Annotated in this window: 16 protein-coding genes and 1 rRNA gene; 11 read left to right on the top strand and 6 right to left on the bottom strand. The window is 60.6% G+C overall.

Translation table 11 applies throughout. From position 1 onward, the window contains the following. Nucleotides 1-163: 163 nt before the first annotated feature. A complete protein-coding gene (locus FQ755_RS22665; RefSeq protein WP_144157264.1) occupies nt 164-1,051 on the bottom strand; it encodes an oxaloacetate decarboxylase in 888 nt (295 codons plus the stop codon). A 192-nt stretch (nt 1,052-1,243) separates the two neighbouring features. Here FQ755_RS22665 and prpR point away from each other — a divergent pair, with 192 nt between their 5' ends. Continuing rightward, nucleotides 1,244-3,205, top strand: a complete 1,962-nt coding sequence (prpR, locus tag FQ755_RS22660; protein WP_144157263.1) for a propionate catabolism operon regulatory protein PrpR — start codon at nt 1,244-1,246, stop codon at nt 3,203-3,205. 651 nt (nt 3,206-3,856) lie between these two features. Further along, complete coding sequence (locus FQ755_RS22655; protein ID WP_144157262.1) at nt 3,857-5,899, top strand: arabinofuranosidase catalytic domain-containing protein; 2,043 nt, start codon at nt 3,857-3,859, stop codon at nt 5,897-5,899. A 138-nt stretch (nt 5,900-6,037) separates the two neighbouring features. Here FQ755_RS22655 and FQ755_RS22650 read toward each other — a convergent pair whose 3' ends face one another. The 3 genes from FQ755_RS22650 to FQ755_RS22640 form a co-directional block, all read right to left on the bottom strand. Further along, nucleotides 6,038-7,522 carry an MFS transporter gene (locus FQ755_RS22650; protein ID WP_144157261.1) on the bottom strand — a complete coding sequence of 495 codons (1,485 nt, stop codon included), beginning with the start codon at nt 7,520-7,522 and terminating at the stop codon, nt 6,038-6,040. 68 nt (nt 7,523-7,590) lie between these two features. Beyond that, nucleotides 7,591-9,174: a class I adenylate-forming enzyme family protein gene (locus FQ755_RS22645; protein ID WP_144157260.1), complete on the bottom strand. Its 1,584-nt coding sequence runs from the start codon at nt 9,172-9,174 to the stop codon at nt 7,591-7,593. A 146-nt stretch (nt 9,175-9,320) separates the two neighbouring features. Then, nucleotides 9,321-9,620: a hypothetical protein gene (locus FQ755_RS22640; protein ID WP_144157259.1), complete on the bottom strand. Its 300-nt coding sequence runs from the start codon at nt 9,618-9,620 to the stop codon at nt 9,321-9,323. Between FQ755_RS22640 and FQ755_RS22635 the strand changes: the two genes are divergently transcribed. The 8 genes from FQ755_RS22635 to FQ755_RS22600 all read left to right on the top strand — a co-directional run bounded on the left by FQ755_RS22635 (nt 9,613) and on the right by FQ755_RS22600 (nt 19,444). Further along, nucleotides 9,613-10,857, top strand: a complete 1,245-nt coding sequence (locus FQ755_RS22635; protein ID WP_144157258.1) for a branched-chain amino acid ABC transporter substrate-binding protein — start codon at nt 9,613-9,615, stop codon at nt 10,855-10,857. The two genes, FQ755_RS22640 and FQ755_RS22635, sit on opposite strands and share 8 nt — an antisense overlap. Nucleotides 10,858-10,915: 58 nt before the next feature. Then, the gene (locus tag FQ755_RS22630) at nt 10,916-11,863 is read left to right on the top strand and encodes a branched-chain amino acid ABC transporter permease (RefSeq protein WP_144157257.1); all 948 of its coding nucleotides are present in this window, start codon (nt 10,916-10,918) and stop codon (nt 11,861-11,863) included. Between the two features lie 39 nt (nt 11,864-11,902). Then, a complete protein-coding gene (locus FQ755_RS22625) occupies nt 11,903-13,183 on the top strand; it encodes a branched-chain amino acid ABC transporter permease (protein ID WP_260858801.1) in 1,281 nt (426 codons plus the stop codon). Next, entirely contained in the window at nt 13,180-13,953 is a 774-nt protein-coding gene (locus FQ755_RS22620) for an ABC transporter ATP-binding protein (RefSeq protein ID WP_144157255.1), read from the top strand. Before FQ755_RS22625 ends, FQ755_RS22620 begins: the two co-directional genes overlap by 4 nt. After that, entirely contained in the window at nt 13,953-14,666 is a 714-nt protein-coding gene (locus FQ755_RS22615) for an ABC transporter ATP-binding protein (protein WP_144157254.1), read from the top strand. Before FQ755_RS22620 ends, FQ755_RS22615 begins: the two co-directional genes overlap by 1 nt. 36 nt (nt 14,667-14,702) lie before the next feature. Further along, the gene (locus tag FQ755_RS22610; protein WP_144157253.1) at nt 14,703-16,742 is read left to right on the top strand and encodes an acetoacetate--CoA ligase; all 2,040 of its coding nucleotides are present in this window, start codon (nt 14,703-14,705) and stop codon (nt 16,740-16,742) included. A gap of 101 nt (nt 16,743-16,843) precedes the next feature. Then, the gene (locus FQ755_RS22605) at nt 16,844-18,019 is read left to right on the top strand and encodes a fumarylacetoacetate hydrolase family protein (protein ID WP_144157252.1); all 1,176 of its coding nucleotides are present in this window, start codon (nt 16,844-16,846) and stop codon (nt 18,017-18,019) included. A gap of 36 nt (nt 18,020-18,055) precedes the next feature. Then, on the top strand, nt 18,056-19,444 hold the full coding sequence (locus FQ755_RS22600) for an FAD-binding oxidoreductase (RefSeq protein WP_144157251.1): 1,389 nt from the start codon (nt 18,056-18,058) through the stop codon (nt 19,442-19,444). Between the two features lie 17 nt (nt 19,445-19,461). Here FQ755_RS22600 and FQ755_RS22595 read toward each other — a convergent pair whose 3' ends face one another. Further along, complete coding sequence (locus tag FQ755_RS22595; RefSeq protein WP_222105771.1) at nt 19,462-21,165, bottom strand: glycoside hydrolase family 13 protein; 1,704 nt, start codon at nt 21,163-21,165, stop codon at nt 19,462-19,464. Nucleotides 21,166-21,441: 276 nt separating this feature from the next. Further along, complete coding sequence (gene rpoD, locus FQ755_RS22590; protein ID WP_144157250.1) at nt 21,442-23,424, bottom strand: RNA polymerase sigma factor RpoD; 1,983 nt, start codon at nt 23,422-23,424, stop codon at nt 21,442-21,444. A gap of 764 nt (nt 23,425-24,188) precedes the next feature. Here rpoD and FQ755_RS22585 point away from each other — a divergent pair. Further along, nucleotides 24,189-24,253: ribosomal RNA gene (locus FQ755_RS22585) — 16S ribosomal RNA — on the top strand; the annotation flags it as partial.

Here is a 24,253-nt window from a genome sequence, read left to right as displayed (position 1 = left end):
TTCCGATCATAACATCGGGCGGTCGCGCTGCCGTCGCCGGCCCGGAGCGGCGAGCGGAGAGGGTGTCGTTTTCCGTTCGGAAACTCAAGGGTTGGCGAGCGTGGCGTGGCGAATTGCCTAAAGCGGGCCGAGCCTGGTTGACGCGACCGCACCGCCTCGCCACTCACTTGTCCTTTGCTGCGTATTCCCGGTCGAGCCGGTCGTACAGCGGCTTGTTGACCAGCCGTTGCCGCTCGCTGAACGGCGCGACGAGCGTGGCGTCTTCGTCCAGCCGGCCATTCTCGCGCAGCGTGCCAAGGGCGCGTTGCATGCCGAGCACCGCGCCCTGCAATGCCGCGTTCGCGTACAGCACGATGGCGTAGCCGAGCTTGCCGAGTGCCTCGCGCGACTGCGTCGGCGTCTTGCCGCCGATCACAATGTTGATCAGTTGCGGCGCGTCGATCAGTTTGGGCAGGCGTTCGATGTCCGCCAGCGATTCGGTGGCTTCGATAAACAGGATGTCCGCGCCCGCTTCGATGAAGCGATGACCGCGCTCGATGGCGTCTTCGATGCCATGCACGGCGGCCGCATCCGTGCGCGCGATGATCAGCAGGTTGTGGTCCTCGCGCGCATCGACGGCGGCGTGGATCTTGCCGAGCATCTCGCCCGTCGAGACCACTTCCTTGCCGGCGAAGTGGCCGCATTTTTTCGGCATGACCTGGTCTTCGAACTGGATCGCGTCGGCGCCGCTGCGCTCGAGCGTGCGCACGGTATGGCGCACGTTGAGCGCATTGCCGAAGCCGGTGTCCGCGTCGACGATCAAGGGCAACTCGACGGCGTCGCGGACCCGGGCGGTGTGTTCGGCGATTTCGTGCAAGCCGACGAAGCCGAGGTCGGGCAGTCCAAGCGACATGTTGGTCACGCCGGCGCCGGTCAGATAGAGCGCCTCGAAGCCGGCGTCTTCGATGACGCGCGCGCTCATCGCATTGAAGGCGCCGGGCACGAGCAGCCCGTTGCGTTCTTCGACTTTGGCGCGAAACGCGGCGCGGCGGGCGGTGGATGAAGTGGGCATGCGAATCTCCGGATAGGTGTCTGAAAGTGCAGGGTTTTCGCAGGAAGCATGCCAATCATGGCATTTCCTGTTTTGTTTTCAGATTCATGGACTTATGAAGCATAGGCGGGGTGGCGTCGTTCGTGCGAGAATGTTTCATGTGTTTCGTGGAACGTTTCAGAACCGTTCCATTTCCTTGCCGGAGATTGCCGCGTGTCGACCCCGCTTTCCATCCAAAGCCAGTTCCTCAACCAAGGCCGCCCGGGCATCGCGCTCGTCAGCATCAGCCGGCTGACGACGTTATGCGAGACGGTCGCGCCGCGCTATACGGAGCGCGCGAAATTTTTCTCGGTGCGTGAGGGATACGGCGCCGCCGTGGCCGCGCTGCAGGCTTACGTCGAGGCGGGCAGCGTCGACGTCGTGCTCGCCGCCGGTTCGAACGGTGCGTATTTGCGCGACAACCTGAGCGTGCCGGTCGTGATGGTCAAGGTGAACGGCTTCGACGTGCTCAGCGCGATCACCCAGGCTATCACGCTGTGGCCGGGGGCGTCCATCGGTCTCGTGCTGCATGAGACGGTGTCGAAGGAACTGACCGACCTCAGCGCATGGCTGAACGTCGCCTTGAAACAGCGCGCGTACCGCTCGATTGACGAAGTCCACGTGGCGGTCGAAACCCTCGCGGCCCAAGGCTGCACGGTGATCATCGGACCCGGCATGGCATGCGACCTCGCTCAGCAGGCGGGACTGCATAGCGTGTTTCTCTACTCGCTTGGCGCGGTCGAAGAGGCGTTTGAGCGCTCGATCGAACTGGCGCGCGTGAGTCGTCAGAAGGAATCGAAACGTGTGCGGCTCAATACGATCGTTGCGCATCTGCGCGACGGCGTGGCGGCATTCGATGACGCCGGCCAGCTCGAAGCAGTCAACCCAGCCATGCTCGATCTGCTCGGACTCGACCGCGCGCATGATCTGCCGTCGCAACTGGCGAAGGCGGTGGGTCCGCTGCTGCGCGAGACGCTCGATACCGGCGCGCCCATCGACGAACGCATCGAGCAGATCGACGGCCGCGCGCTGATCGTCAATTGCGTGCCGATTGTCGAGCACGGTGTGCGATCCGGATCGGTGGTGACGGTGCAGGACGCGCTGGTCGCGCAGCGCATCGACCGCTCGTTGCGGACCAGTCAGCGGCCGAAACATCTGGTGGCGCGGCATCGCCTCGACGATCTCACCGGTGCATCGCCCGCGCTCGAACGAGTGCGGCGTCTCGCGCGCGCCGGGGCCGCACATGACGCGACCGTGCTGCTCAGCGGCGAAAGCGGCACTGGCAAGGAACTCGTCGCGCAGGGCGTCCATAACGCGAGCCGTCGACGCGGCAATCCGTTCGTCGCGTTCAATTGCGCGGCCTTGCCGGAAGGTCTGATCGAAAGCGAGCTGTTCGGCCACGAAGAGGGCGCATTCACCGGCGCTCGACGCGGCGGCAAACCGGGGCTATTCGAAATCGCCCATACAGGGACCATCTTTCTGGATGAAATCGGTGAAATGCCGGCGGCGTCACAAAGCCGTCTGCTGCGCGTATTGCAGGAGCGCGAAGTAATGAAACTTGGTTCGGGGCGCGCGACGCCAATCGACGTGCGCGTGATTGCCGCGACGCATCGCGACCTGCACGCGCTCGTCGAACAAGGCGTGTTTCGCGCCGATCTGTATTTCCGGCTCAATCTGTTGCAGATCGAACTGCCGCCCTTGCGCGAACGTCGCAGCGACATACCGGAACTGGCCCAGCATCTGCTCGCGCGCAGCGCAACGCAATATGGTCTGCCTGCAGCGGCGGCGAAGCGCGTTCTGGAGTTTCTGAAACCGCTGTTCGAACAATACGCGTGGCCCGGTAATGTACGCGAACTCGAAAACCTGATTGCACGTGCCGCGATTTATCTCGGCGACGGCGCGAGCGGCGCGTGGCAGACTCTGCGCGATGTCTTCCCGGAGTTTGGACGCATGCATGCGGCGCCTGCCGCGGTGGTGTCAAACGGCAATGCAGTCAACGCCGTGACATCACTGCCGGCGGCCGTGAGCCGTGACGATGTACAACGTGCTCTCGAACAACACGGAGGCAACCGGGCGGCGGCGAGCCGTGCGCTCGGCATTGGCCGGACCACGCTCTGGCGGTTGATGAAGAAGTGATGGAGTCCTGATTATCTATTGCGGACGGCCGCGCGCGGATCATGCCGTGAGATGTTTTTGCGGCCGCGGCGCCTATCAGATGTAATCAAATCCCACAGATTATGACAAATTATATTAGCGATAATATTTATTCACATATCTGTGTACCTCGTATATGACGCTGCAGTGCGGCATTCTGCCAAATTGCATAGTGCCGGGGTAGGGGATTGTCCCAGGAAGGTTGGGCGATAATATTGACTAATATTATTACCACGCGCGGCGTCCCACCGCCGCGCGGCACCGGTCGCTGTCCGCTGGGCAGACGGCCGCTGCACCGACAATGGAGACGAGGATGATGAGTCGCACAGCGCTGCAATGGATGGTGGTGATGCGTGCCACTAATCTCCCGCACTAGCACCGAGCGATCCGCGATGAGCGTCGCCTTTTCTCACGCCGCCGACTGCGCGGTCCAGCAAACGAACCATTCCATTCCCGCGCGCAGGCCGACTCCGCTTGCGCGTTGCATCACCCCTGTAGCACATCTTCTAACCCGCCGTGAGTAATTGATAGTCCCGAAGAATATTTGCTTGATCTGTGACGATTCTGTGGCAACAAATTCGCATACCTAAATAGTTTGAATCCAATCCGATGCATGGTTTACAGGAGGAGGTCATGATGTCCAGAGGAGTGGGATTAATAGCCGCTTTATTGGCGATGACAGTCGCGCTTGCCGCGTGCGACGGTGGCAGTAGCGGCTCGTCGCAAGCGGCAGGCGTGGCAAACGCGATTTCGTCACCGACGACTGCTGCCGCTCAGACAAGCGAAAGCGCCGCCACGGAGGAATCGGCGTCGTCGACGCCTCTACCGTGCGACGCCGCCGCCACGGCCAACACGCCATGTTCTGCCGCGCATAGCGTGACCCGTTTGCTGACGAAGCATTACACAGGGCCTTTGTTCCAGATCCAGCGGGCTTCCGACAACACCACGCTGAACATTTATCCGTATACCTCGGGTAATTTGCCGCATGGTTCGGATCGCTCTTTGATCGGTTCCGCAAACGTTAAAAGCGCCGATTCGTTCTGCAGCAACACCACGTGCTCGGTTACCTACATTTACGACCAGATCGATCTGGTGGCTGCCCTGAAGGGCGGCGCGTTCGGCAATGTACCGGCCACACTCACGCTGAATGCAGACGGAACCGAGTCGCTGACCGTGCCGGGCGTGGCGGCCTCCAGTTCCGCAGCCAAAAAATCGACCACCGTTCCGGTCCTCAACGGCTTTGCGACGCTGACGGTTCCGGGTACCGGCACGCTGACGGTTCAATTGCTGCAACCGCCCACCGCCCTGACTGCCCAGGCGCCGACGCAGCAAATTTCAATTGGCAATGACTTGCCCGCGCTTGCCGGCACGCCGGCCAAACTCGCTTTCGTCCCGCTGCAAGGCGCCGAAATTCCGGCTTTGGGGACCCTGGCGGGACAGGCGTATCGCAACCGGTTTGGTACGGTGAATCAGTCGATTGGCGATACGGAGATTGCCGAGTACATGGTCGCGGGGGCGCACTATAGCCAGTCCTCGACGTGTTGCGGCACTTACGGAAATATGGAAAGCAGTGCTAACCCCAGCACTTATGCTCATGGAGAAATCGAAGGCGAAATGTTCGCGCTGGCGTTCTCGAACGGCAACGCAGCCGTGTTCGGCTATTGCGACGGCGATTCAAGCCAGCCGTCCACCGTCAAAGACCCTGTGTGTAATGCGCTCGATACGAACTGGCCGGGTGTCGATGCAGAAGCAGGTGTATATCTCTATGGACCGCAACAGCCGCCTAAGGAGAAGTTCGTCACGGTGCTTTCCAAATACTCGCCGGTGACCGCATCCAATATTTTTGTGGTTAAGGGCGGGTCCTCTTCGCAGGATGTCCTGACCTCGGTCTATGATCAGGCACCTCCGGAAGCCCTTAATTTTGAAAACGATGCAGGTCATGCGTTTAACGGCCAATGGCAAGGCGGTCTCTCGCTCGGCGAAGGCGGCGACGGCAGTGCTGCGCCGATCCAGTTCTTCGAAGGCGCGGTGATCACCAAGGCGACGTCCGATACGACCGACAACGCCATCCAGGCGAGCATCGCCAGCTTCTATGGACCGCCGGCCGACAAGACCACCGCCGCCTGCTACGCCAACAACCTGATCGACTCGCCGCTGAGTCTCGCCACCCCGGATGCGTGGGCGCAACAGAACGGCGGAACCGCTGTGCCTGCAACCGACATCTCGGGCGTGAACCGGGGCGCGGCGACGGTGACCAGCACGAACGGCTCGTCGGTGTCGAATATCCGCGAAATCATCCGGGTGCAAGGCGGTCAATCGTATAGCTTTACTGACTATGTTCTGGCAACCACCAACGCGACGGTCTTTCCCGGTGGATCGATTCAGACTGACGACCCGAGCGGCACTGAGTTTGGCTGGGTCCTCAACACGAACACGGGCGCAATCGTGCGTGGGACGTGGGGGGCCGGACAGGCGACGTCGCTGACCGCGGTGAAGTCAGGCAACTGGTGGAAAGTGACGATGACCCTCACGGCGCCAGCGGGATCGAACAATGCGCAGGTGTTCATCGATCCGCCCACATCTAACGCCGCTGGCGACCGTGCACAACAGGTGGCGTATCTGAGCGCGACGCATTACTGCCCGAGCCTGGCTATCGTGAGTAACTCGGGAATGTAAGCAAGAGGTCGCGTCGGAGGTATTTGATTGCTCAGTCGCGATAGAAGTGAAGCGGTGCTATCTGCCGAGAAAGCACCGCTTTTTTGCCGCTTTTTTACGCTTCAAGCAACCAGTTCAGGTACGGGACAAAAAAATAAATTACTGAGCAGTCCGATTCAATGACAAATGAAAGTCTTCGGCGTCGACGTCATAACCGGACGGCTCCCATCGAATCGTGAGCAAGGCGAGCAGGCCGCACAGCGGGGCCGCCGCAATGATCCAGAATACCCGTGTATTCAGTGCCGCCGCGAGGACCGGGAACAGAAAGAGCGATACGGTGGAGCTGGCGCGCATCAGCGTCTGGTTGAAGCCTACACCCACGCCACGCAGCGACGTAGGGTAGCTTAGCGAAGCGAAGGTCATGCTGTGCGAACCTGGCCCGACGCCTTGGCCGAACAGGAAGGTGGCGAGCAGAGCGACAGCGGCGACGACTTCCGGCGTGGTGTGAGGCCGCCCGACCAGCGCCAGGCCAACCAGGGCGATGAACTGTAAGACGTAGCCGAAAACCGTGAGGTTCCACGCGCCCACTTTCGGCACGATACGCACGGCAATCAGGCCGCCGACGAAGGCAAATCCCAGGTTAAGAACGAGCGAAGCGAGGATCGTCGTCAACATGGACTGCGCGAGGAAGCTGGAGATGATCACGGGCAATCCGAAAGCGACGGCGTTATAGGCGAATGACGACGCCACGCCGATGACCGTGGCGAGAACCGTCCGCTTCAGATAAACGCCATGTAGCAGTGTGCCGTAATTTCTCCACGAAGCCTTGCGCACGGATGTCCGATCTGCAGATGCCTGGGCATCCTGAGCAATTTCCGCATCAATGCCATAGGAGCGTTTCAGGATCCGTGCTGCAGCCACCAGATCGCCCTGATTGGCGGCCCACACCGGCGATTCGCTGATATAGCGGCTACGAACGGCAATGATGATGATGGCCGGTACGGCACCGAAGCCCAGAATCAGCCGCCACAGCAATCCCGCGTGACTGGCAGGCAGCGTCGAATAAAAAGCCAGCACCAACAGGTAGGAAATGCTGATGGCCGCGTACCAGACAGGGCACCAGGTGGCGATTCGTGCGGCCTTGTTGCCGCGCCCCGAAAGCCGCGAGAATTCCGCGAGAAATGCCATGGCGACCGGCAGGTCGATTCCCACGCCGAGGCCCATGACGAAGCGCGCGCCGCCCAACACCCACGCATTAGGCGCAAAAGCGCACGCCAACGCGGCCACCACGAAGAAAAACATGTCGGCCATGAAGACCCGGTAGCGGCCAATCTTGTCGGTCAGGAAGCCGCCGAGAAATGCGCCGACAATCGCGCCGAACGTGATGGCGGAGGCGACGAGCCCAATGCCGGTAGGTGTCAGCGTAAATTCACGCGCCACATCCTTGACGCCAAAGGCGAGGGCGCCCAGGTCGTAAGCGTCGAGAAAGACGCCGCCCAGTGCAATGGCGACGACGATTCGCGCATCGCTGCCCGATGCCGCACCGCGGTTCACCAGGTTCGATACGTCGGCGGCGGATCGGATGACGGGACGCGGCGCGCCAGTCTGATCCGGGATGGTTGCGGAGGCAACGAGAGTGGACATGCAAAACCTGCAGGCAAAAACGCCATGCTACTTTTGTGCGGTGCAAGGTAGCAAAGCCATTTTTGTTATTAGCTCATGCCTGATGGGTTTTTTGCGTCGTGAGAAGCGGATTGAAACTGCTCACGTAACTCGCGTTTCAATACCTTGCCGATCGGGCTGCGCGGCAACGCCTCGATGAATCTCAGCGCGGAAAGCCGCTGTATTTTTCCCAGGCGCGCATTGACCCATGCCAGCAGGGCGTTTTCGTCGAATGTGGCTTGCGGGCGGCACACTACGAACGCCACAGGCGTTTCGCCCCATTGCTCCGATGGCGTGCCTATCACGGCGGCATCGGCTACATCGGGATGCGCGCGTAGTTCGGCCTCCAGATCACTTGGATACACATTGAAGCCGCCGGAAATGATCATGTCCTTCTTGCGATCGAGTAGCGTGAGAAAGCCGTCTTCGTCGAAGCGTCCCATGTCGCCGGTACGGATAAAGCGTTTGCCGCTGAGGTCGTACCATTCCGCTTCGGCGGTTTTCTCCGGCTGCCGGTAGTAGCCCGTCATCATGGCCGGCGAATTCCCGACGATTTCGCCAACTTCGCCTTGTGCGACCTCGTTGCCCAATTCGTCGATCAGGCGGATATCGTGGCCTTCCACCGGCTTGCCGACGGTATGCAGTTTGTCGGGAAATGCATGGGCGTCCAACTGGCACGAACCGCCGCCTTCGGTCATGCCGTAGTACTCGGTCAGCTTGCCGGGCCAGCGTCGTACCACGTCGGCTTTCACGCTGGCCGCGAAGGGCGCGCTGGTGCAGAACTTGGCCTGAAAACTGGAGAGATCGTAGCGATCGAACTCGGGATGCGCCATCAGACGCTGATATTGGATGGGGACGAGCATCGTATGCGTTGCGCGGTATTGTTGCGCGAGCAGCAGATAGCGTGTCGTATCGAATTTGGGCATCAGTATGACTGTGCCGCCGAATGTGAGTGTCGGCATGAAGCTGACGAGCGTGGTGTTCGAATACAACGGCGTCGAGATGAGCGTCGTGGCATGCGGTCCGTAGCCGCGTTCGATGCTGCGCTGCGCGTAAGCCCAGCGCATGCCGTGCGACTGCACGATGCCTTTCGGCGTACCGGTGGTGCCGGACGAATAGATAATGTTGAAGGGCCAGGTGGGGTCGATCGCTAAAGGCGTGGGTGTTGCGCCACTCGGTGCGAGCCAGTCGGTGAGCGCGATGCTGCCTGCGTGGTCGTCAAGCGCAATGGCCGCAGCGCCGATCTGGTTCGTTACCGGTTCGAGCAGACGTTTGACTTCGACATCCAGAAACAGGAGTCGCGCGCCCGAGTTGCCGATCATGCCGACAAGGCTTGCCGCGCTCGACGACGGCGCGAGCGGTGCGACCGCTGCGCCTGCTCGCAGGCCGCCGAGAAACGCCACGACATACTCCACCGACGCCGCTGCGCATAGCGCAATCGCCTCGCAAGGTTCGAGTCCGTCGCGCTGCAATGCGGCCGCAAAGCGGTCGACTTTCGCATCCAGTTCGGCGTAGGTGATGATCTGATCGCCGCAGATCAGCGCGGCATGGTTGCCGCGCTCGGTCGAGAAGCGGCGCAGCGTGTCGGTAATGCAGACGAAGGGTTCGTTCACCAATGCGTCGAGCCATGTCATTTGCACGCGTCTCCATGGGTTTTGTTACGCCTCGTTATTCGCCGATCATACGTGCGACCCTTTGACGTGTAAATAAAAGCACGTTCATTCGTATTTGAGGCTTCGTCGACCGCTAGGTGTTTTCCCGGTTAAGCCATGCGACAGCGTCATTTGTCCGGTTTGCCCGTTGACATGCTCCGAACGGTCGTGCGAAATTGTGAATCGAGTTCCGCTGTAGTCACGACCTGATAGACGCGCATCACTTCGCCAATTGAAAGGATTTCAATTGGCATGGAGATACGAAGCATGTCGGCCAACCTTCCCTGTTTGTCCATTGCGGTAGCACCGCCTCCATCGTCTTGTAGCGCCCGGCGCGAACGTTCGCGACCAATCCGGCTTCGCAGATAGTTAGTTATACCTAAGATAAGACTCGATTCTAAAATCGTAGGAGACAACTGCATGAACACGATGCGTTCCATCGTTGCTGGCGCAACGATCCTGATGGCGCTGGCGTCCAGCGCGGCGACGGCGGAGACGGTCAAGATCGCGTATATCGACACGCTCTCGGGCCTAATGGGTTCGCTTGGCAACAACGAGCTGAAGAGCTGGCAGTACGTGACCGAGGTCGCCAACCAGCAGGACGGGGCGGGGGGCCAGAAATTCGAAATGGTCCCGTTCGACAATAAGCTGTCGCCGCAACAGAGTCTCACGCTTCTCAACGAAGCGGCCGATCAGGGCATCCGCTATATCGTGCAGGGTAACGGTTCTTCGGTCGGTCTTGCGCTCGAAGATGCGGTGTCCAAGTACAATGCGCGCAATCCCGGCAAGGAGATCATCTACCTGAATTTTGCCGCGGTGGATCCGGCTATGACCAATAGCAAGTGCGACTACTGGCACTTCCGTTTCGATGCCAACTCCGATATGAAAATGGAAGCATTGACCACCTTTCTCGCCAAGGATCCGAACGTCAAGAAGGTCTACCTGATCGATCAGGATTATTCCTTTGGTCACGACGTGTCGCGCACGGCGCAGGAATATCTCAAACGCAAGCGACCGGACATCCAGATCGTGGGCGACGATTTTCATCCGCTGGCGCAGGTCAAGGATTTCTCGCCGTATGCCAGCAAGATCAAGGCTTCCGGCGCCGATACTGTGATTACGGGCAACTGGGGCAGCGACCTGGCTTTGCTCATCAAAGCCGGCAAGGACGCGGGCGTGACGGCCAATTACTATACGTACTACGCCTCCACGACCGGCGTGCCGACCGCGATGGGCTCGGCGGGCGCCGGGCACGTCAGGTATGTGGGCTACATGGGTCCGAATAGCAAGGACAATCCGCCGCAAGCGGATCAGATCATGGACGGTTTCAAGAAAAAATACGACGACGACTTCTTCGAAATGGCCGCCTATACTGCGGTCGCGATGCTGGGTAAAGCGATGAAGGAAACGAAGTCTACCGATCCGGTCAAAGTCGCCAAGGCGATGGAAGGCATGAAGGTCCAGAGTCTTAACGGCATCGTGGAGATGCGTGCATCCGATCACCAGGCGGAGCAGCCGCTCGTGATCGCAACCTGGGTCAAGGCGGACGGCAAGGACATCAAGTACGACCAGGAAAAGACCGGCTATGGCTGGCGCACCGATGCCATGCTCGACGCGTCGTCTGCAATCCAGCCGACTACATGCCAGATGAAACGCCCGAATTAGGCCGCGCCCTCGCCACCACGCTGGTCGGCGTTGCCGCAAGAAGTAAGGAACATGGTCCGTGGAATTTTTTGTCATCTCCCTGTTGAACGGCATCAGCTATGGGTTGCTGCTGTTTCTGCTGTCGTCGGGGCTTACGCTGATCTTCAGCATGATGGGCGTGCTCAATTTCGCGCATGCCAGCTTTTACATGCTGGGCGCTTACTTTGCGTATGCGATTGCCAGCAAGATCGGCTTTTGGCCTGCACTGGTGCTGGCGCCGCTGTTGATTGTCGTGGTGGGCGCGCTCGTCGAACGTTTCGGGCTGCGGACCGTGCACAAGTACGGGCATGTCGCTGAACTGCTGTTTACCTTTGGGCTTGCGTATCTGATCGAGGAAGCCGTCAAGCTGGTTTGGGGGCAATCCGCTGTGCCTTATCGTATTCCAGCCGAACTCGACGGTCCGCTGTTTCAGGTGTTCTCGTCGGTGTTTCCCAAATACCGTGCTTTCATGATGCTGGTATCGGTCTTGATGCTGGTGACCATGTACCTTGTGCTCACTCGCACACGCATTGGACTTGTGATTCAGGCCGCGTTGACGCATCCGCAGATGGTCGAGGCGCTCGGCCACAATGTGCAGCGCGTATTTATGCTGGTGTTCGCGGGTGGCGCTGCGCTTGCGGGCGTCGCGGGCGTGATCGGAGGCAATGCGTTTGTCACTTCGCCGTCGATGGCGGCTTCGGTGGGTACCATCGTGTTTGTGGTGGCGGTGGTGGGCGGCATGGGATCGCTTGCGGGGGCGTTCATCGCGTCGCTGCTGATCGGGTTGCTGCAGACCTTCGCGGTCACCGTCGACGCGTCGCTTGCGGATCTGTTTAGTGCTATTGGCTTGCATGTCACCAGCGCCACGCCGCTGTCCTCGGTGTGGAAGCTCACTGTGTCGCAAATGGCGCCGGTGCTGCCTTATCTTCTGATGGTGATCATGATGATTGTGCGTCCACGTGGTCTCATGGGTACCCGGGAGGGCTAGATCATGAAACCCATTTTGAGGCATAGCTATCAACAGGCCATGATTCCTGACGGACATGGCGCTTTAGCGCCACGTCATCTGGCGCGCTATCTGATCTGGGGACTGACGGTTCTCGTGATGGCAATCGCGCCGCTGATTTTCTCAAGCGGTTTTGCGATCACCCTGCTCTCACAGATGGGGATCATGATCATCTTCGCGCTTTCGTACAACATGCTGCTTGGCCAGTCCGGCATGCTGTCGTTCGGCCATGCGGTTTATTCGGGCATGGGTGCGTTTATCGCCGTGCATGTACTCAACCAGGCTGGCGCGGGCGCATACTGGTTCCCGGTTTCGTTGCTGCCGCTGGTGGGGGGGCTGGGCGGCGCATTGTTCGGTGTGCTATTTGGTTACGTGACAACGCGTAAAGCGGGCACCACGTTTGCCATGATCACGCTGGGTATTGGCGAAATGGTGTTCGCCAGTTCGTTGATGTTTCCAGATTTCTTTGGCGGCGAAGGCGGCATCTCGACTAACCGGGTTGTCGGTCACGCCGTGCTGGGGATCACTTACGGGCCAGGACGTCAGGTGTATTACCTGATCGCGGCGTGGTGCCTGCTGTCGATGATCGCGATGTATGCGTGGACACACACTCCATTAGGCCGTATCGCCAATGCCGTGCGTGATAACGCTGAGCGGGCCGAATTCGTTGGCTACAATACCCAGCGCGTGCGTTATCTGGTCGTGATCCTCTCGGCGTTTTTTGCCGGCATTTCCGGTGGTTTGTCGGTCATCAACTTTGAAATCGTCTCTGCCGAAAACGTGGGTGCGGTGCATTCCGGCAGCGTGTTGCTGGCCACTTTCATTGGCGGCGGCGGCTTCTTCTTCGGACCGGTCGTCGGCGCAGTGATCTTCGTGCTGTTCGCTGTTGCGCTGTCCAGTCTCACCCAGGCATGGCTGCTTTATCTGGGGCTCTTCTTCGTGCTGATGGTGATGTTCGTGCCTGGAGGCGTGTCGAGCCTGCTGGTGAAGCAGGCGCCGCTACTTGCCAAACGCAAACTGGGCCGCATGCTGCCTTCCTACGGCGTGGCCTTAGGCGCGGGTGTGATCCTGCTGGCCGCGTTGATCCTGACCGTCGAACTGACCTACAAGCTGCAGATCGATAGCGACAACGGCACGAGCATGACGCTGCTGGGCATCGCCTTCGATGCGGCCTCGTTCAAACCTTGGGTAGCTGCGGTGGCGCTATGGCTCGCCGGCGCGGTGGCCTGGCGCGCGGCGGTGGCGCGCGTGCATCGGGCGTGGGACGACGTTCAGGCGGAAATAGCAGGAGGCGGCATATGACGGCTGCTTTGGAGCTAAGCGGAGTGACCAAGAACTTTGGCCAGACGGAGATTATCCGTGGCATTGACCTGAGCATTCCTAAAGGTGAGCGCCATGCGCTGATCGGCCCTAACGGCGCGGGCAAGTCGACCACCTTCAATCTGATTTCCGGGCGTTGCGAGCCAACCGCCGGCTCGGTCAAGCTGAATGGTGTCGAGATTGGTGGCCTCAAGCCGTTCGTGATCAACCGAATGGGGCTGTCGCGCAGTTTCCAGATCACGAATATTTTCCATCGGCTTTCGGTGTTCGAGAACTTGCGGTGCGCGGTGCTGTGGTCGCTTGGCTACAAGTATTCGTTCTGGCATCGGTTAGGCCAATTGCATGATGCGCGCGAACGTGCCGACGAAGTGCTCGAATTGATCGGGCTTCAGCGGCGCCGCGACACCCAGGCAAGTCTCTTGACCTACGCTGAACAGCGCGCCCTGGAGATTGGCATCACCATTGCGGGTGGCGCCGAAGTGATCCTGCTCGACGAACCCACGGCTGGCATGAGCCGCTCGGAATCGGATCAGGCCGTCGAGTTGATTCGCAAGGTTACGGTTGGCAAGACGCTGGTGATGGTCGAGCACGACATGGGCGTCGTGTTTGGCCTTGCGGACCGCATCTCGGTGCTGGTCTATGGCGAGGTCATTGCAACGGATACGCCGGAGGCGATCCGCAACAACAGCAAGGTCAAGGAGGCTTATCTCGGCGCCTCGTTAGACGAAAGCTCTACCGAAGGGGCGCACTGATGGCACAGCGCATGCTCGACGTCCAAGGCCTGCACGCCTATTACGGCAAGAGCCATATTTTGCAAGGTGTCGATGCGCATGTCGACGAGGGCGAGATTGTCACCTTGCTAGGTCGCAATGGTGTCGGCCGCTCCACGATGGCTAAAACCATTCTTGGGATGGTCAAGGCCGCGGGTTCGATACGGTTTCGCAACGAAGAAATTCTCGGGCGTCGCACGTTTGAGATCGCGCAATTGGGCATTGGCTATGTTCCGGAGAATCGCGACATTTTTCCCACGCTAACCGTACGCCAGAATCTGCTGCTAGGCGAGAAGCGCCGCAGCCGTCAGGGTAAGCCGCGCTGGACGCTTGCGGAAATGTACGGCATGTTTCCGCGCCTGAAAGAGCGCGAGAATACCGCGGCCGGTGTGTTATCAGGCGGTGAGCAGCAGATGCTGACGCTGTGCCGCACGCTGATGGGCGACCCGGACCTGATTCTCATCGACGAGCCCACCGAAGGGCTTGCACCAAAACTGGTGGCGCAGGTCGGCGAGTATCTGCAGGCGCTCAAGGAACGCGGTGTGTCAGTACTGCTAATTGAACAGAAACTCGCTATCGCGCTCGATATTTCTCAGCGTGTCTATGTGATGGGACACGGCAACATCGTATTCGAAGGGAGCCCGGCCGAATTGAAGGCCAACGCTCAGGTGCGCAAGGAATGGCTGGAGGTATAGCGCTGCTTTAACGCCGCTTTAATGCCGATCGCAACTATGAACCAAGCAGATTCTATCGCCGGATGTCCGCCTGTGAACGCCACGTGCGTTCCCCAAATCCGTCTGTATCAGGACTGGCTTAAGCGAACCCGTGGCCTCTCGTTCGATTCATACGACGCGCTGTGGCGCTGGTCGGTCACGGATCTCGATGCGTTTTGGGCCAGCGTTTGGGAATATGGCGGCATGCAATCGCCCACGCCGTATAGCGCCGTGCTGGCCGAAGAGCGTATGCCGGGCGCGCGCTGGTTCCCTGGTGCGCAAGTGAATTATGCACACCAGGTGTTCCGGCACGTCGACGCCGCGCATGCGGCAGGCATGCCTGCGGTGATCAGCGAGGACGAGCAGGGCCGGATACGGGAGTTGAGTTGGCCTGAGTTGAGGCAGCGGGTCGCGGCGCTCGCTGTGACGCTGCGTGAGCGCGGTGTGCAGAAGGGCGATCGGGTGGTCGCCTATCTGCCCAATGTGCCTGAGGCAGTGGTGGCATTTCTCGCCTGTTGCAGCCTTGGCGCAGTGTGGAGCGTATGCGCGCCTGATATGGGACTGCAGGCGGTTATCGATCGCTTTCGTCAAATCGAGCCACGCGTGTTGATCGCGGTGGACGGTATCCACTACGCGGGCCGTGCAATGGATCGCAGCCAGGTGGTGACCTCGCTGCGTGCGGCGTTGCCACAAGTGCATACGTTGATTGTGCTGGAAACGCCGCATGCGGCATCGCGCGTGGACGACGCGCTCAGCTTCGCAGATGCGGTTGCACGCAACGACGCGGCCACTGCAGCCTTTATTCCTGAATGGTTGCCTTTCGATCATCCTCTATGGGTGGTTTATTCGAGCGGCACCACGGGGCTTCCCAAGGCGATCGTGCAAAGCCACGGCGGCGTGCTGGTAACGGGCTTGAGCGTGGTGCTGCATACCGACTTCGGCGCAAGCTATAGCGGCAATAACTACGGCGAGCGCTTCCATTGGTACAGCTCGACCGGTTGGATCATGTGGAATGTGCAGGTGTCGGGTTTGCTTGCGGGTACAACGATCTGCCTTTATGACGGCAGCCCGAACGGCAGCAAGGAGCATCCGGACTGGGGCGTGTTGTGGCGCTTCGCCGCCCGCCACAAGATCACCATTCTCGGCGCCGGGGCGGCCTTTCACGGTAACGCGATGAAGGCGGGTTTGTCGCTTGCGGAGTGCGGCGATCTCTTACGCTTGCGTGCCATCGGCACGACCGGCTCGCCATTGCCGGAAGACGTGCAACGCTGGGGTACGGCGCAATTCGCCGCTATCGGCACGCCAGATATCTGGTGGCTGAATATTTCCGGCGGCACCGATCTGAGCGGCAATTTCCTCACCGGCAATCGCGAACTGCCGCAGGTGCCGGGGCGTATGCAGTGCCGTCAACTGGGCGCGGCAGTCGAGGCGTGGAATGAGGCAGGGGACGCACTGATCGGTGAAATGGGCGAACTGGTCTGCACGCGTCCGATTCCCGCCATGCCGCTGTATTTCTGGGGTGATGCGGATAACGCCCGCTACCTGTCGAGCTATTTCGATGTCTATCCGGGCGTGTGGCGTCACGGCGACTGGCTCAGGATCGACCCAGACGGCGCGTGCACGCTCTACGGCCGCAGCGACGCCACGATCAACCGCAGCGGCTTGCGTATGGGCACCAGTGAAATCTACGCAGCCGTTGAAGCCTTGCCTGAAGTGCTCGATTCGATGGTGATCGATCTGGAATTTCTCGGACGCGAAAGTTATCTGGCGCTGTTTGTCGTATTGCGTGAGGGCGTCGTGATGGACGATGCGCTCGAATCGCGCTTGACGACTGCAATTAGAACTTCGCTGTCGCCGCGCTTCGTACCGGATCAGATTCTGCAAGCACCGGAAATTCCGCGCACACTCTCGGGGAAGAAGCAGGAAGTACCGATCAAGAAGCTGTTTCTCGGCCACGTGCTCGAAAAAGTGGTCAATCGCGAGGCCATGGCGAATCCGCAATGCCTGGACTGGTATGTGCGGCAAGCGTCGTTGCATGCGGCGCGGCGTCAGGCGTAATTCGATCCGGTCCCAGAGCGTGCGTTAGGTATCAATAGGGTGGACACTGCGCGAGCGCATGGATAGGATCAGTTTTTGGTCAATGCTCAGGACATGACGATATGCGAACCGATTCCGCTGCCTGCCTTCCCGATGACCTCGATCGCGCACTGCTGATAGGCCGCGTCTGGCGCCCCGCGCCGGTCGATGGACCGGCCGTCGTGGCGATTCGTGATGGACAGGTCTTCGATATCACGTCGACGGTTGCCACCACGGCCGATCTGTTCGACCGGGCCGATGCCGTGCAAATCGCCCGCAATGCGCCGGGCGAAGCGTTAGGTCCGGTGCGCGCACTGCTTGAGGCGAGTTTCGCTCCGGCCGCCGCTCAAGCGGGCGGCATGCGATTGCTTGCGCCTTGCGACGTGCAGGCTATCAAGGCGTGCGGCGTGACCTTCGCTGTGAGCCTGCTTGAGCGTGTGATCGAGGAGCAGGCGGGCGGCGACGCGGCCAAGGCCGACGAAGTGCGCCGGACCATCACGGAGCTGGTCGGCACAGATCTGGCGAAGATCAAGCCGGGCTCGGACGCTGCGATGAAACTCAAGGCCGAACTCGAGCGGCGCGGTGCGTGGTCGCAATACATGGAGGTTGGCATCGGGCCGGATGCCGAGGTGTTTTCGAAATCGCAGCCCATGTCCGCGGTTGGGCTCGGAGCCGATGTCGGTTTGTATCCCACTTCGGCGTGGAATAACCCGGAACCGGAAATCGTACTGGCCGTGAATAGCGCGGCGCAGATCGTCGGCGCCACGCTGGGTAATGACGTCAATCTGCGCGATATCGAAGGCCGCTCGGCTTTGCTGCTAGGCAAGGCTAAAGACAACAACGGCTCGTGCGCAATCGGTCCGTTCGTGCGGCTGTTCGATAAACACTTCACGCTGGATACGGTGCGCGCCGCGAGCCTGTCGCTGCGTATCGAAGGAACGGATGGCTTTGTGCTCGAAGGCGTGAGCCATATGAAGGAAATCAGCCGCGATCCTGCGGATCTCGTCGCGCAGACCTGCGGTGCACATCATCAGTACCCCGATGGTTTCATGCTATTTCTCGGCACGATGTTTTCGCCGATTAAAGATCGCGACGCACCGGGCGGTGGTTTCACTCATCATCTCGGCGACGTCGTGACGATCGCGTCGCCGTCACTCGGCGCCTTGGTCAACACCGTGCAGCTTTCTACCGAGATCGCGCCGTGGACCTTTGGCGTAAGAGCGCTGTATCAAAGTCTTGCGAAACGCGGGCTGCTTTAAATTTGCGCAACGTGGGTCGCAAGGACGGAGGCAGTCATGCAGCAAGGCAATGTAATCGAGGCGTTGCTTGAGGCGCTTGGCGCAGACGTGGTGACGTTGCCGGAGCAATTCGGTTTGCGCCAGGTGGTGGACTGGAGTGGTCTGCCGGGCGCGACGCCACGCGCCGTCATTCGGCCGCGCAATACGGACGAAGTCGCTGTGGCGTTACGCATCTGCAATCAGTACCGTCAGACGGTTGTCACGCAAGGCGGACTGACCGGGCTGGTGGGCGGCGCGAATCTGCGCGAGGGCGACCTGGCGCTGAGCCTGGAACGGATGAACCGCATCGTCGAAATCGATCCTACGTCGGGCACGATGACCGTCGAAGCCGGCACGCCGCTACAGGTCGTGCAGGAAGCCGCGCTAGAAGCGGGCCTTTATTTCCCGCTCGATCTCGGCGCGCGGGGCAGTTGCACGATTGGCGGCAATCTCGCGACGAATGCGGGCGGCAATCGCGTCATCAAATACGGCATGATGCGCGACCAGGTGCTGGGCCTCGAAGCGGTACTGGCGAGCGGCGAGGTGGTGGGCGCATTGCACAAGATGATCAAGAACAATAGCGGCTACGATTTGCGCAATCTGCTGATCGGCAGTGAAGGCACGCTTGGCGTCATCACGCGCGCGGTGCTGCGTTTAAGACCGCGGCCAAGCGCCGTGGCCACGGCATGGTGTGCCTTGCCGTCATACGACGCGGTGACGAAACTGCTCGCGCAGGCTCAGGCGGGCTTGGCCGCGGGCGTGTCTGCGTTCGAAGTGATGTGGGCCGGTTATTACGACGCGGTGCTTGCCAATCTGCCGAGCCTGCGCGCGCCAGTCGAGAAACGCTATCCGTTTTACGTTTTACTCGAAAGCGTGGGTGGCGATCCGGTGCGGCACGCACAAGCGTTCGAGGAATTTCTCGGCCGTATGCTTGAAGACGACGTTGTCAGCGACGCCGCGTTGGCGATGTCGGAGACGGACGCGTTGGCATTCTGGGCGATTCGTGACGCACCGGGCGAGTATCCGAAGTTCATTCCGAACCACGCGGCGTATGACGTCAGTTTTTCAATTAGCGACGTGGGCGACGTCGCCGCCCGCTGCGATACGCGCTTGCGCGAGCGCTGGCCGCAGGCGCTCGTGATGATCTACGGCCATCTTGGCGACGGCAATCTGCATATCGTAGTGGACGTGCCAGGCGCCGCGAAGACGCTGCATGACGAGATTGACGATGTCATCTACGACGTGACGCGCGAGTTTCATGGCTCGGTTTCGGCGGAGCATGGAATCGGCACCAAGAAGAAGGCGTATCTCGGCTTCACGCGTAGCGATGCGGATGTTGCCGCGATGCGTGCGGTTAAGGCTGCACTCGATCCGCACGGCATCCTGAATCCGGGGAAGATTTTCTGAAAGCGGTTGCTTGAGCTTCACTCCAGCTTAAGCCACGCCGCCGTATTGCCGGGCAATTCGCCAGGCGCTTCCAGTGGCTCGCTCGAAATTAGCAAGGCGCCCTGAGGCAAGGCGATGGGCTGCATACCCAGATTGATCACCGCGCGCAGCCTGCCGTTATCGAAGATCAACGCGTCAGGCGAGTGGACGGCGTGCCACTGCAATTGGCCGCTACCGAGCGCGTAATCGCGCCGTAAGCGCAAAAGCTCGCGATACAACTCCAGCGTCGAGCCGCTTACGTCATCTTGCTGATCCACGGCGTAACGCGCGAAATTATCCGGCTGCGGCAGCCAGCTTTTTTCGCCGGGCCCAAAGCCGAACGAAGGCGCCTCGGCTTGCCAGGGTAACGGTACGCGGCATCCATCGCGTCCGATCTCGGCGCCCTGAGTGCGGAAGAACGCCGGATCTTGCCGGTAGCGTGCTTCTAAGGTGGTGTGTTCAGGCAAGCCCAGTTCCTCGCCCTGGTAGATGTACGCCGAGCCCGGCAAGGCGAGCGTCAACAGGGCGGCGGCGCGGGCGCGGCGCAGTCCCAGCGCTTCGTCGGGCTGCTCGCCGGCTGCGTCGATGCCTTTCGGACGTGATCCCGGCTCGCGCAAACCGTAGCGCGAGGTATGACGCACGGAGTCGTGATTGGACATGACCCAGGTCGTAGGCGCGCCGACCGACGCCGATGCCGCCAGCGAGCTATCGACCACCGCGCGGATTTCGGCCGCGTCCCAATGAGCCAGCAGGTAGTCGAAGTTGAACGCCTGCTGCATCTCGTCGCCGCGGATGTAGCGCACGAGGCGGGCTTGCGGCGCGATCCACGCTTCGGCCACCATCATCCGTTCGCCGGGATAGGTGTCCAGCAGGCGGCGCCAGCCACGATAAATCTCGTGCACGCCTTCCTGATCCCACATGGGCCCTGCATTGCCGCTGCTGCCGCTGTCGTCCGAGGTGCCTTCCACCATCGCGGCCTGGCCGGACCAGTCGGGCAAGCCCGGCGCCTTGATCAGGCCGTGCGCCACGTCGACCCGGAAGCCGTCCACGCCCCGATCCAGCCAGAAGCGCAGCACGTCCTCGAATTCCGCGCGGACTTCGGGGTGATCCCATTTGAGATCGGGCTGCTTGCGGTCGAACAGATGCAGATACCACTGCGAGTCCCCCGGCGCGCGCGACCACGCCTCGCCGCCGAACACACTCTTCCAGTTATTCGGCGGCAAATCGCCGTGCGGACCGCTGCCGTCACGAAACAGATAACGCGCGCGTTCGGCACTGCCAGGCGGCGACTGCAGCGCCGCCTGGAACCAGGCATGTTCGTCGGAAGTGTGATTGGGGACGAGATCGACGATCACCTTCATGCCCAGCGCGTGGGCCTGGTGGCGCATGTGCTCGAAGTCGCCGAGTGTGCCGAAGAGCGGATCGACAGCGCGGTAGTCGGCCACGTCGTAACCGGCGTCGGCCTGGGGCGAACGGTAAAACGGCGAGAGCCAGATGGCGTCGATGCCGAGCCGCGCAAGATACGGCAGCCGCGACGTGATGCCCGGCAAATCGCCGATGCCGTCGCCGTCCGAATCCGCGAAAGAGCGCGGATAGATCTGGTAGATCACCGCGCTGCGCCACCATTCCGTTCCGGCCTGCGCTGCGGCGCGCGCTTGCGCCTCGGCTTCGGGAAGGGTGAACTCTTTCGTGCGCATATTCATGGTGCGTCCTTTTGATGATCTGCCCGGACAGAACCGCGCGCCGCTTCCTTGAACGGCGCGCGACCCCGATTATGAGGGCCGCTGCCATGGAAAATATATTGCGGCTCGCATGTTCTGCTTTCTATCGATCCTCGCCGCAGCGAGATCGTTCCCGTTAATTTTGCGGAAATGGCGCAGACAGCAGGAGCGCACGGCGCCAGGCGATTCGTCAAACCGGCGCCAGAAACAAAAAGGGCTCCGGTTTTTAATCCGGAGCCCTTCTTTAACTTGCTGCTTTTACCGATCGAGGAACGATTTGAGTCGATCCGCGCGGCTAGGATGCATCAGCTTGCGCATGGCCTTGCTTTCGATCTGGCGAATCCGCTCGCGCGTGACGTCGAACTGCTTGCCGACTTCTTCGAGCGTGTGGTCCGATTTCGTGTCGATACCGTAGCGCATGCGCAAAACCTTCGCTTCGCGCGGCGACAGCGAATCGAGCGCGTCGTCGATGGCAATTCGCAGATCGGCCTGGACCGCAGCTTCCGCCGGCGAGGTGGCCGAGGAATCTTCGATCATGTCGCCAAGCGTCGCGTCGCCGTCTTCGCCCATGGGCGTTTCCATCGAAACCGGCTGGCGGGCGATCTTCAGGATGCTGCGGACCTTCTCTTCCGACAGATCCATGCGCGCAGCCAGCACCGACGGATGGGCTTCCTGACCGGTCTGTTGCAGGATTTCGCGCGAGATGCGGTTCAGCTTGTTGATCGTTTCGATCATGTGCACCGGCACACGAATGGTGCGCGCCTGGTCGGCCAGCGAACGCGTAACGGCCTGGCGTACCCACCATGTTGCGTAGGTGGAGAACTTCCAGCCGCGACGGTATTCGAACTTGTCCACCGCTTTCATCAGCCCGATGTTGCCTTCCTGAATCAGGTCCAGGAACTGCATGCCACGGTTGACGTATTTCTTGGCGATCGAGATCACGAGACGCAGATTGGCCTCGATCATTTCGCTCTTCGCCTTGCGCATCTTCGCTTCAGCCGCGACCATCTTGCGGTTGATTTCCTTCAACTGCTTGAGCGGCAGCGCGACGGCCGCTTCAATGGCGATCAGCTTTTGCTGCTCGGCCTGAATGGCCGGCAGATTGCGCTCCAGCGCGGCGCCGAATTCCTTGGACTTGCCGGCCATGCGCATGGTCCAGTCCAGATCGGTTTCGTGGCCGGGAAACGACTCGATGAACAGTTCGCGCGGCATGCCGCTCTTTTCCAGCACGATCTGCTGCAGACGGCGTTCGATTGCGCGAACCTGCGTCACCTGATGGTGCACGTCGCCGCACAGGCGGTCGATCGTGCGTGCGGTGAAGCGCAGCGCGGCGAGTTCCTGCTGGATGTCTTCACGAGCGCGCAGGTGCGCTGCCGAAGACGAGCCGTCCTTCGCGTGCAGCGAACTGACTTCTTCGAAGCGCGTGCGCACGCGGGCGAAAATCTCCAGGCAGTCGGCCGTCAGCTTCTTCAGACGCGCTTCGTCGACGGCGCTGGAATCCGCGCCGATGTCGTCGTCTTCGCTGTCGTCGCCGTCGGCGGCGTCCGCTTCGAGTTCGGCTGCTGCGTCGGCGTTGTCGTCCGCGACTTCTTCGGCGGCGGTGTTTTCGTTCAGACCGTCGACCAGTTCGTCGATGCGCAACTCTCCGGCGGCGACCTGGTCGGCGCTGGCCAGAATGGCCGAGACGGCCGACGGGCAAGCGGCGATCGCCTGCACCATTTCGTGCAGGCCGTCTTCGATGCGCTTGGCAATCGCGATTTCGCCGGCACGGGTCAGCAGCTCCGTGGCGCCCATTTCGCGCATGTACATGCGCACGGGGTCCGTGGTGCGGCCGAACTCGGAGTCGACCGTCGACAGCGCGACTTCGGCTTCTTCGTCGGCCTGGTCGTCGGAAACGACCGGCGAGTTGGCATTCAGCAGCAGTGCTTCAGCGTCGGGTGCCGTCTCGTAGACAGCCACGCCCATGTCGTTGAAGGTCGCGACGATGGTTTCCATCGCCGCGGTTTGCGCGAAGTTGTCGGGCAGGTGGTCGTTGATCTGCGCGTGGGTCAGGTAGCCGCGCTCCTTGCCCAGCTGGATCAGCGCGCGCATCTGGCGTTGCTGCTCTTCGACTTGCTGCGACGTTTCGGCTGCAACCGGGATCGCTTTACCCGCGCCCTTGCCTTTGGCGGTTCGCCCGGCAGGGGCCTTGATTGAGTATCCGGCGTTGTCTCCGGAATCATCCCGATCGAAAGGGTTCAATGTCTTCTCCTCGAAGGCTCGCTATGAGGCGCAAGACGCGGCGCTCAGGCGTTTCGGCTAGGCCGCAACATCACCTGAGTGATACATGCGGCTGGTTTGTCTATGCTCGCAAAGAGCGAAAAGATTGGCCCGCCGAAGCGGGCCCATAGAGGCGCGCGAAATTCGCGCGGCCAGCGATTATATACGAACTTGGGGGCGAACTCTCGTAACACCAGAGATATATTGTGAAGAAGCGTCAACTGGTGCGCGCCCTGGGGGCAGATCATCCACCGTGACGGATTCTTCACTGCTGCTCGCTTCTTCAAACCGCTTCCCTATGTAGGGGCGATCCCCGTGCGCACAAGGTGTCGTCGCGAGACATCTCTTATATATAGACGGTCACACGACGCGCCCCCGTTTTCGCGGCGCTCATGATCAACGCAGTGGACGTCTCGCGCGTTGACGTGGATCACCTCGCAAACTTTTTTCTGAAACCCGCTTGACGTGCTGTGAATGGCATCGCATAATTCGCGTCCCGTTTGATGACGGACGCGCAGAAAGCAGAGCTTCTGAGGCGAGCGATCTTTAAAAATTAACAGCCGATAAGTGTGGGCGCTTGATGCGCGACGCGGCGGCGGGCCCTTCGGGGTCTGTCGCATAAGCGAAAGTATCAAGTCTCACACAGTAATGAAAGGAAGGTTTTTCCGTCGAGAGATGGAAAGACAATTCGTCAGTACGTTGAGTGAGCGACCTATTCGGAAGAATAGAAAACAGTAACAGGAATTGAACTGAAGAGTTTGATCCTGGCTCAGATTGAACGCTGGCGGCATGCCTTACACATGCAAGTCGA

Source organism: Paraburkholderia sp. BCC1885, from assembly GCF_900996235.1.
In the GTDB taxonomy this organism is placed as follows: Bacteria; Pseudomonadota; Gammaproteobacteria; order Burkholderiales; family Burkholderiaceae; genus Paraburkholderia.
This window is presented reverse-complemented; position numbering and strand designations above follow the sequence as displayed.

Coding starts and splice junctions, on each gene's coding strand:
- FQ755_RS22665 (WP_144157264.1), bottom strand. CDS start 1,051: ATGCCCACTTCATCCACCGCCCGCCGCGCCGCGTTTCGCGCCAAAGTC.
- FQ755_RS22655 (WP_144157262.1), top strand. CDS start 3,857: ATGATGTCCAGAGGAGTGGGATTAATAGCCGCTTTATTGGCGATGACA.
- FQ755_RS22650 (WP_144157261.1), bottom strand. CDS start 7,522: ATGTCCACTCTCGTTGCCTCCGCAACCATCCCGGATCAGACTGGCGCG.
- FQ755_RS22645 (WP_144157260.1), bottom strand. CDS start 9,174: ATGACATGGCTCGACGCATTGGTGAACGAACCCTTCGTCTGCATTACC.
- FQ755_RS22635 (WP_144157258.1), top strand. CDS start 9,613: ATGAACACGATGCGTTCCATCGTTGCTGGCGCAACGATCCTGATGGCG.
- FQ755_RS22625 (WP_260858801.1), top strand. CDS start 11,903: ATGATTCCTGACGGACATGGCGCTTTAGCGCCACGTCATCTGGCGCGC.
- FQ755_RS22620 (WP_144157255.1), top strand. CDS start 13,180: ATGACGGCTGCTTTGGAGCTAAGCGGAGTGACCAAGAACTTTGGCCAG.
- FQ755_RS22615 (WP_144157254.1), top strand. CDS start 13,953: ATGGCACAGCGCATGCTCGACGTCCAAGGCCTGCACGCCTATTACGGC.
- FQ755_RS22610 (WP_144157253.1), top strand. CDS start 14,703: ATGAACCAAGCAGATTCTATCGCCGGATGTCCGCCTGTGAACGCCACG.
- FQ755_RS22605 (WP_144157252.1), top strand. CDS start 16,844: ATGCGAACCGATTCCGCTGCCTGCCTTCCCGATGACCTCGATCGCGCA.
- FQ755_RS22600 (WP_144157251.1), top strand. CDS start 18,056: ATGCAGCAAGGCAATGTAATCGAGGCGTTGCTTGAGGCGCTTGGCGCA.
- FQ755_RS22595 (WP_222105771.1), bottom strand. CDS start 21,165: ATGAATATGCGCACGAAAGAGTTCACCCTTCCCGAAGCCGAGGCGCAA.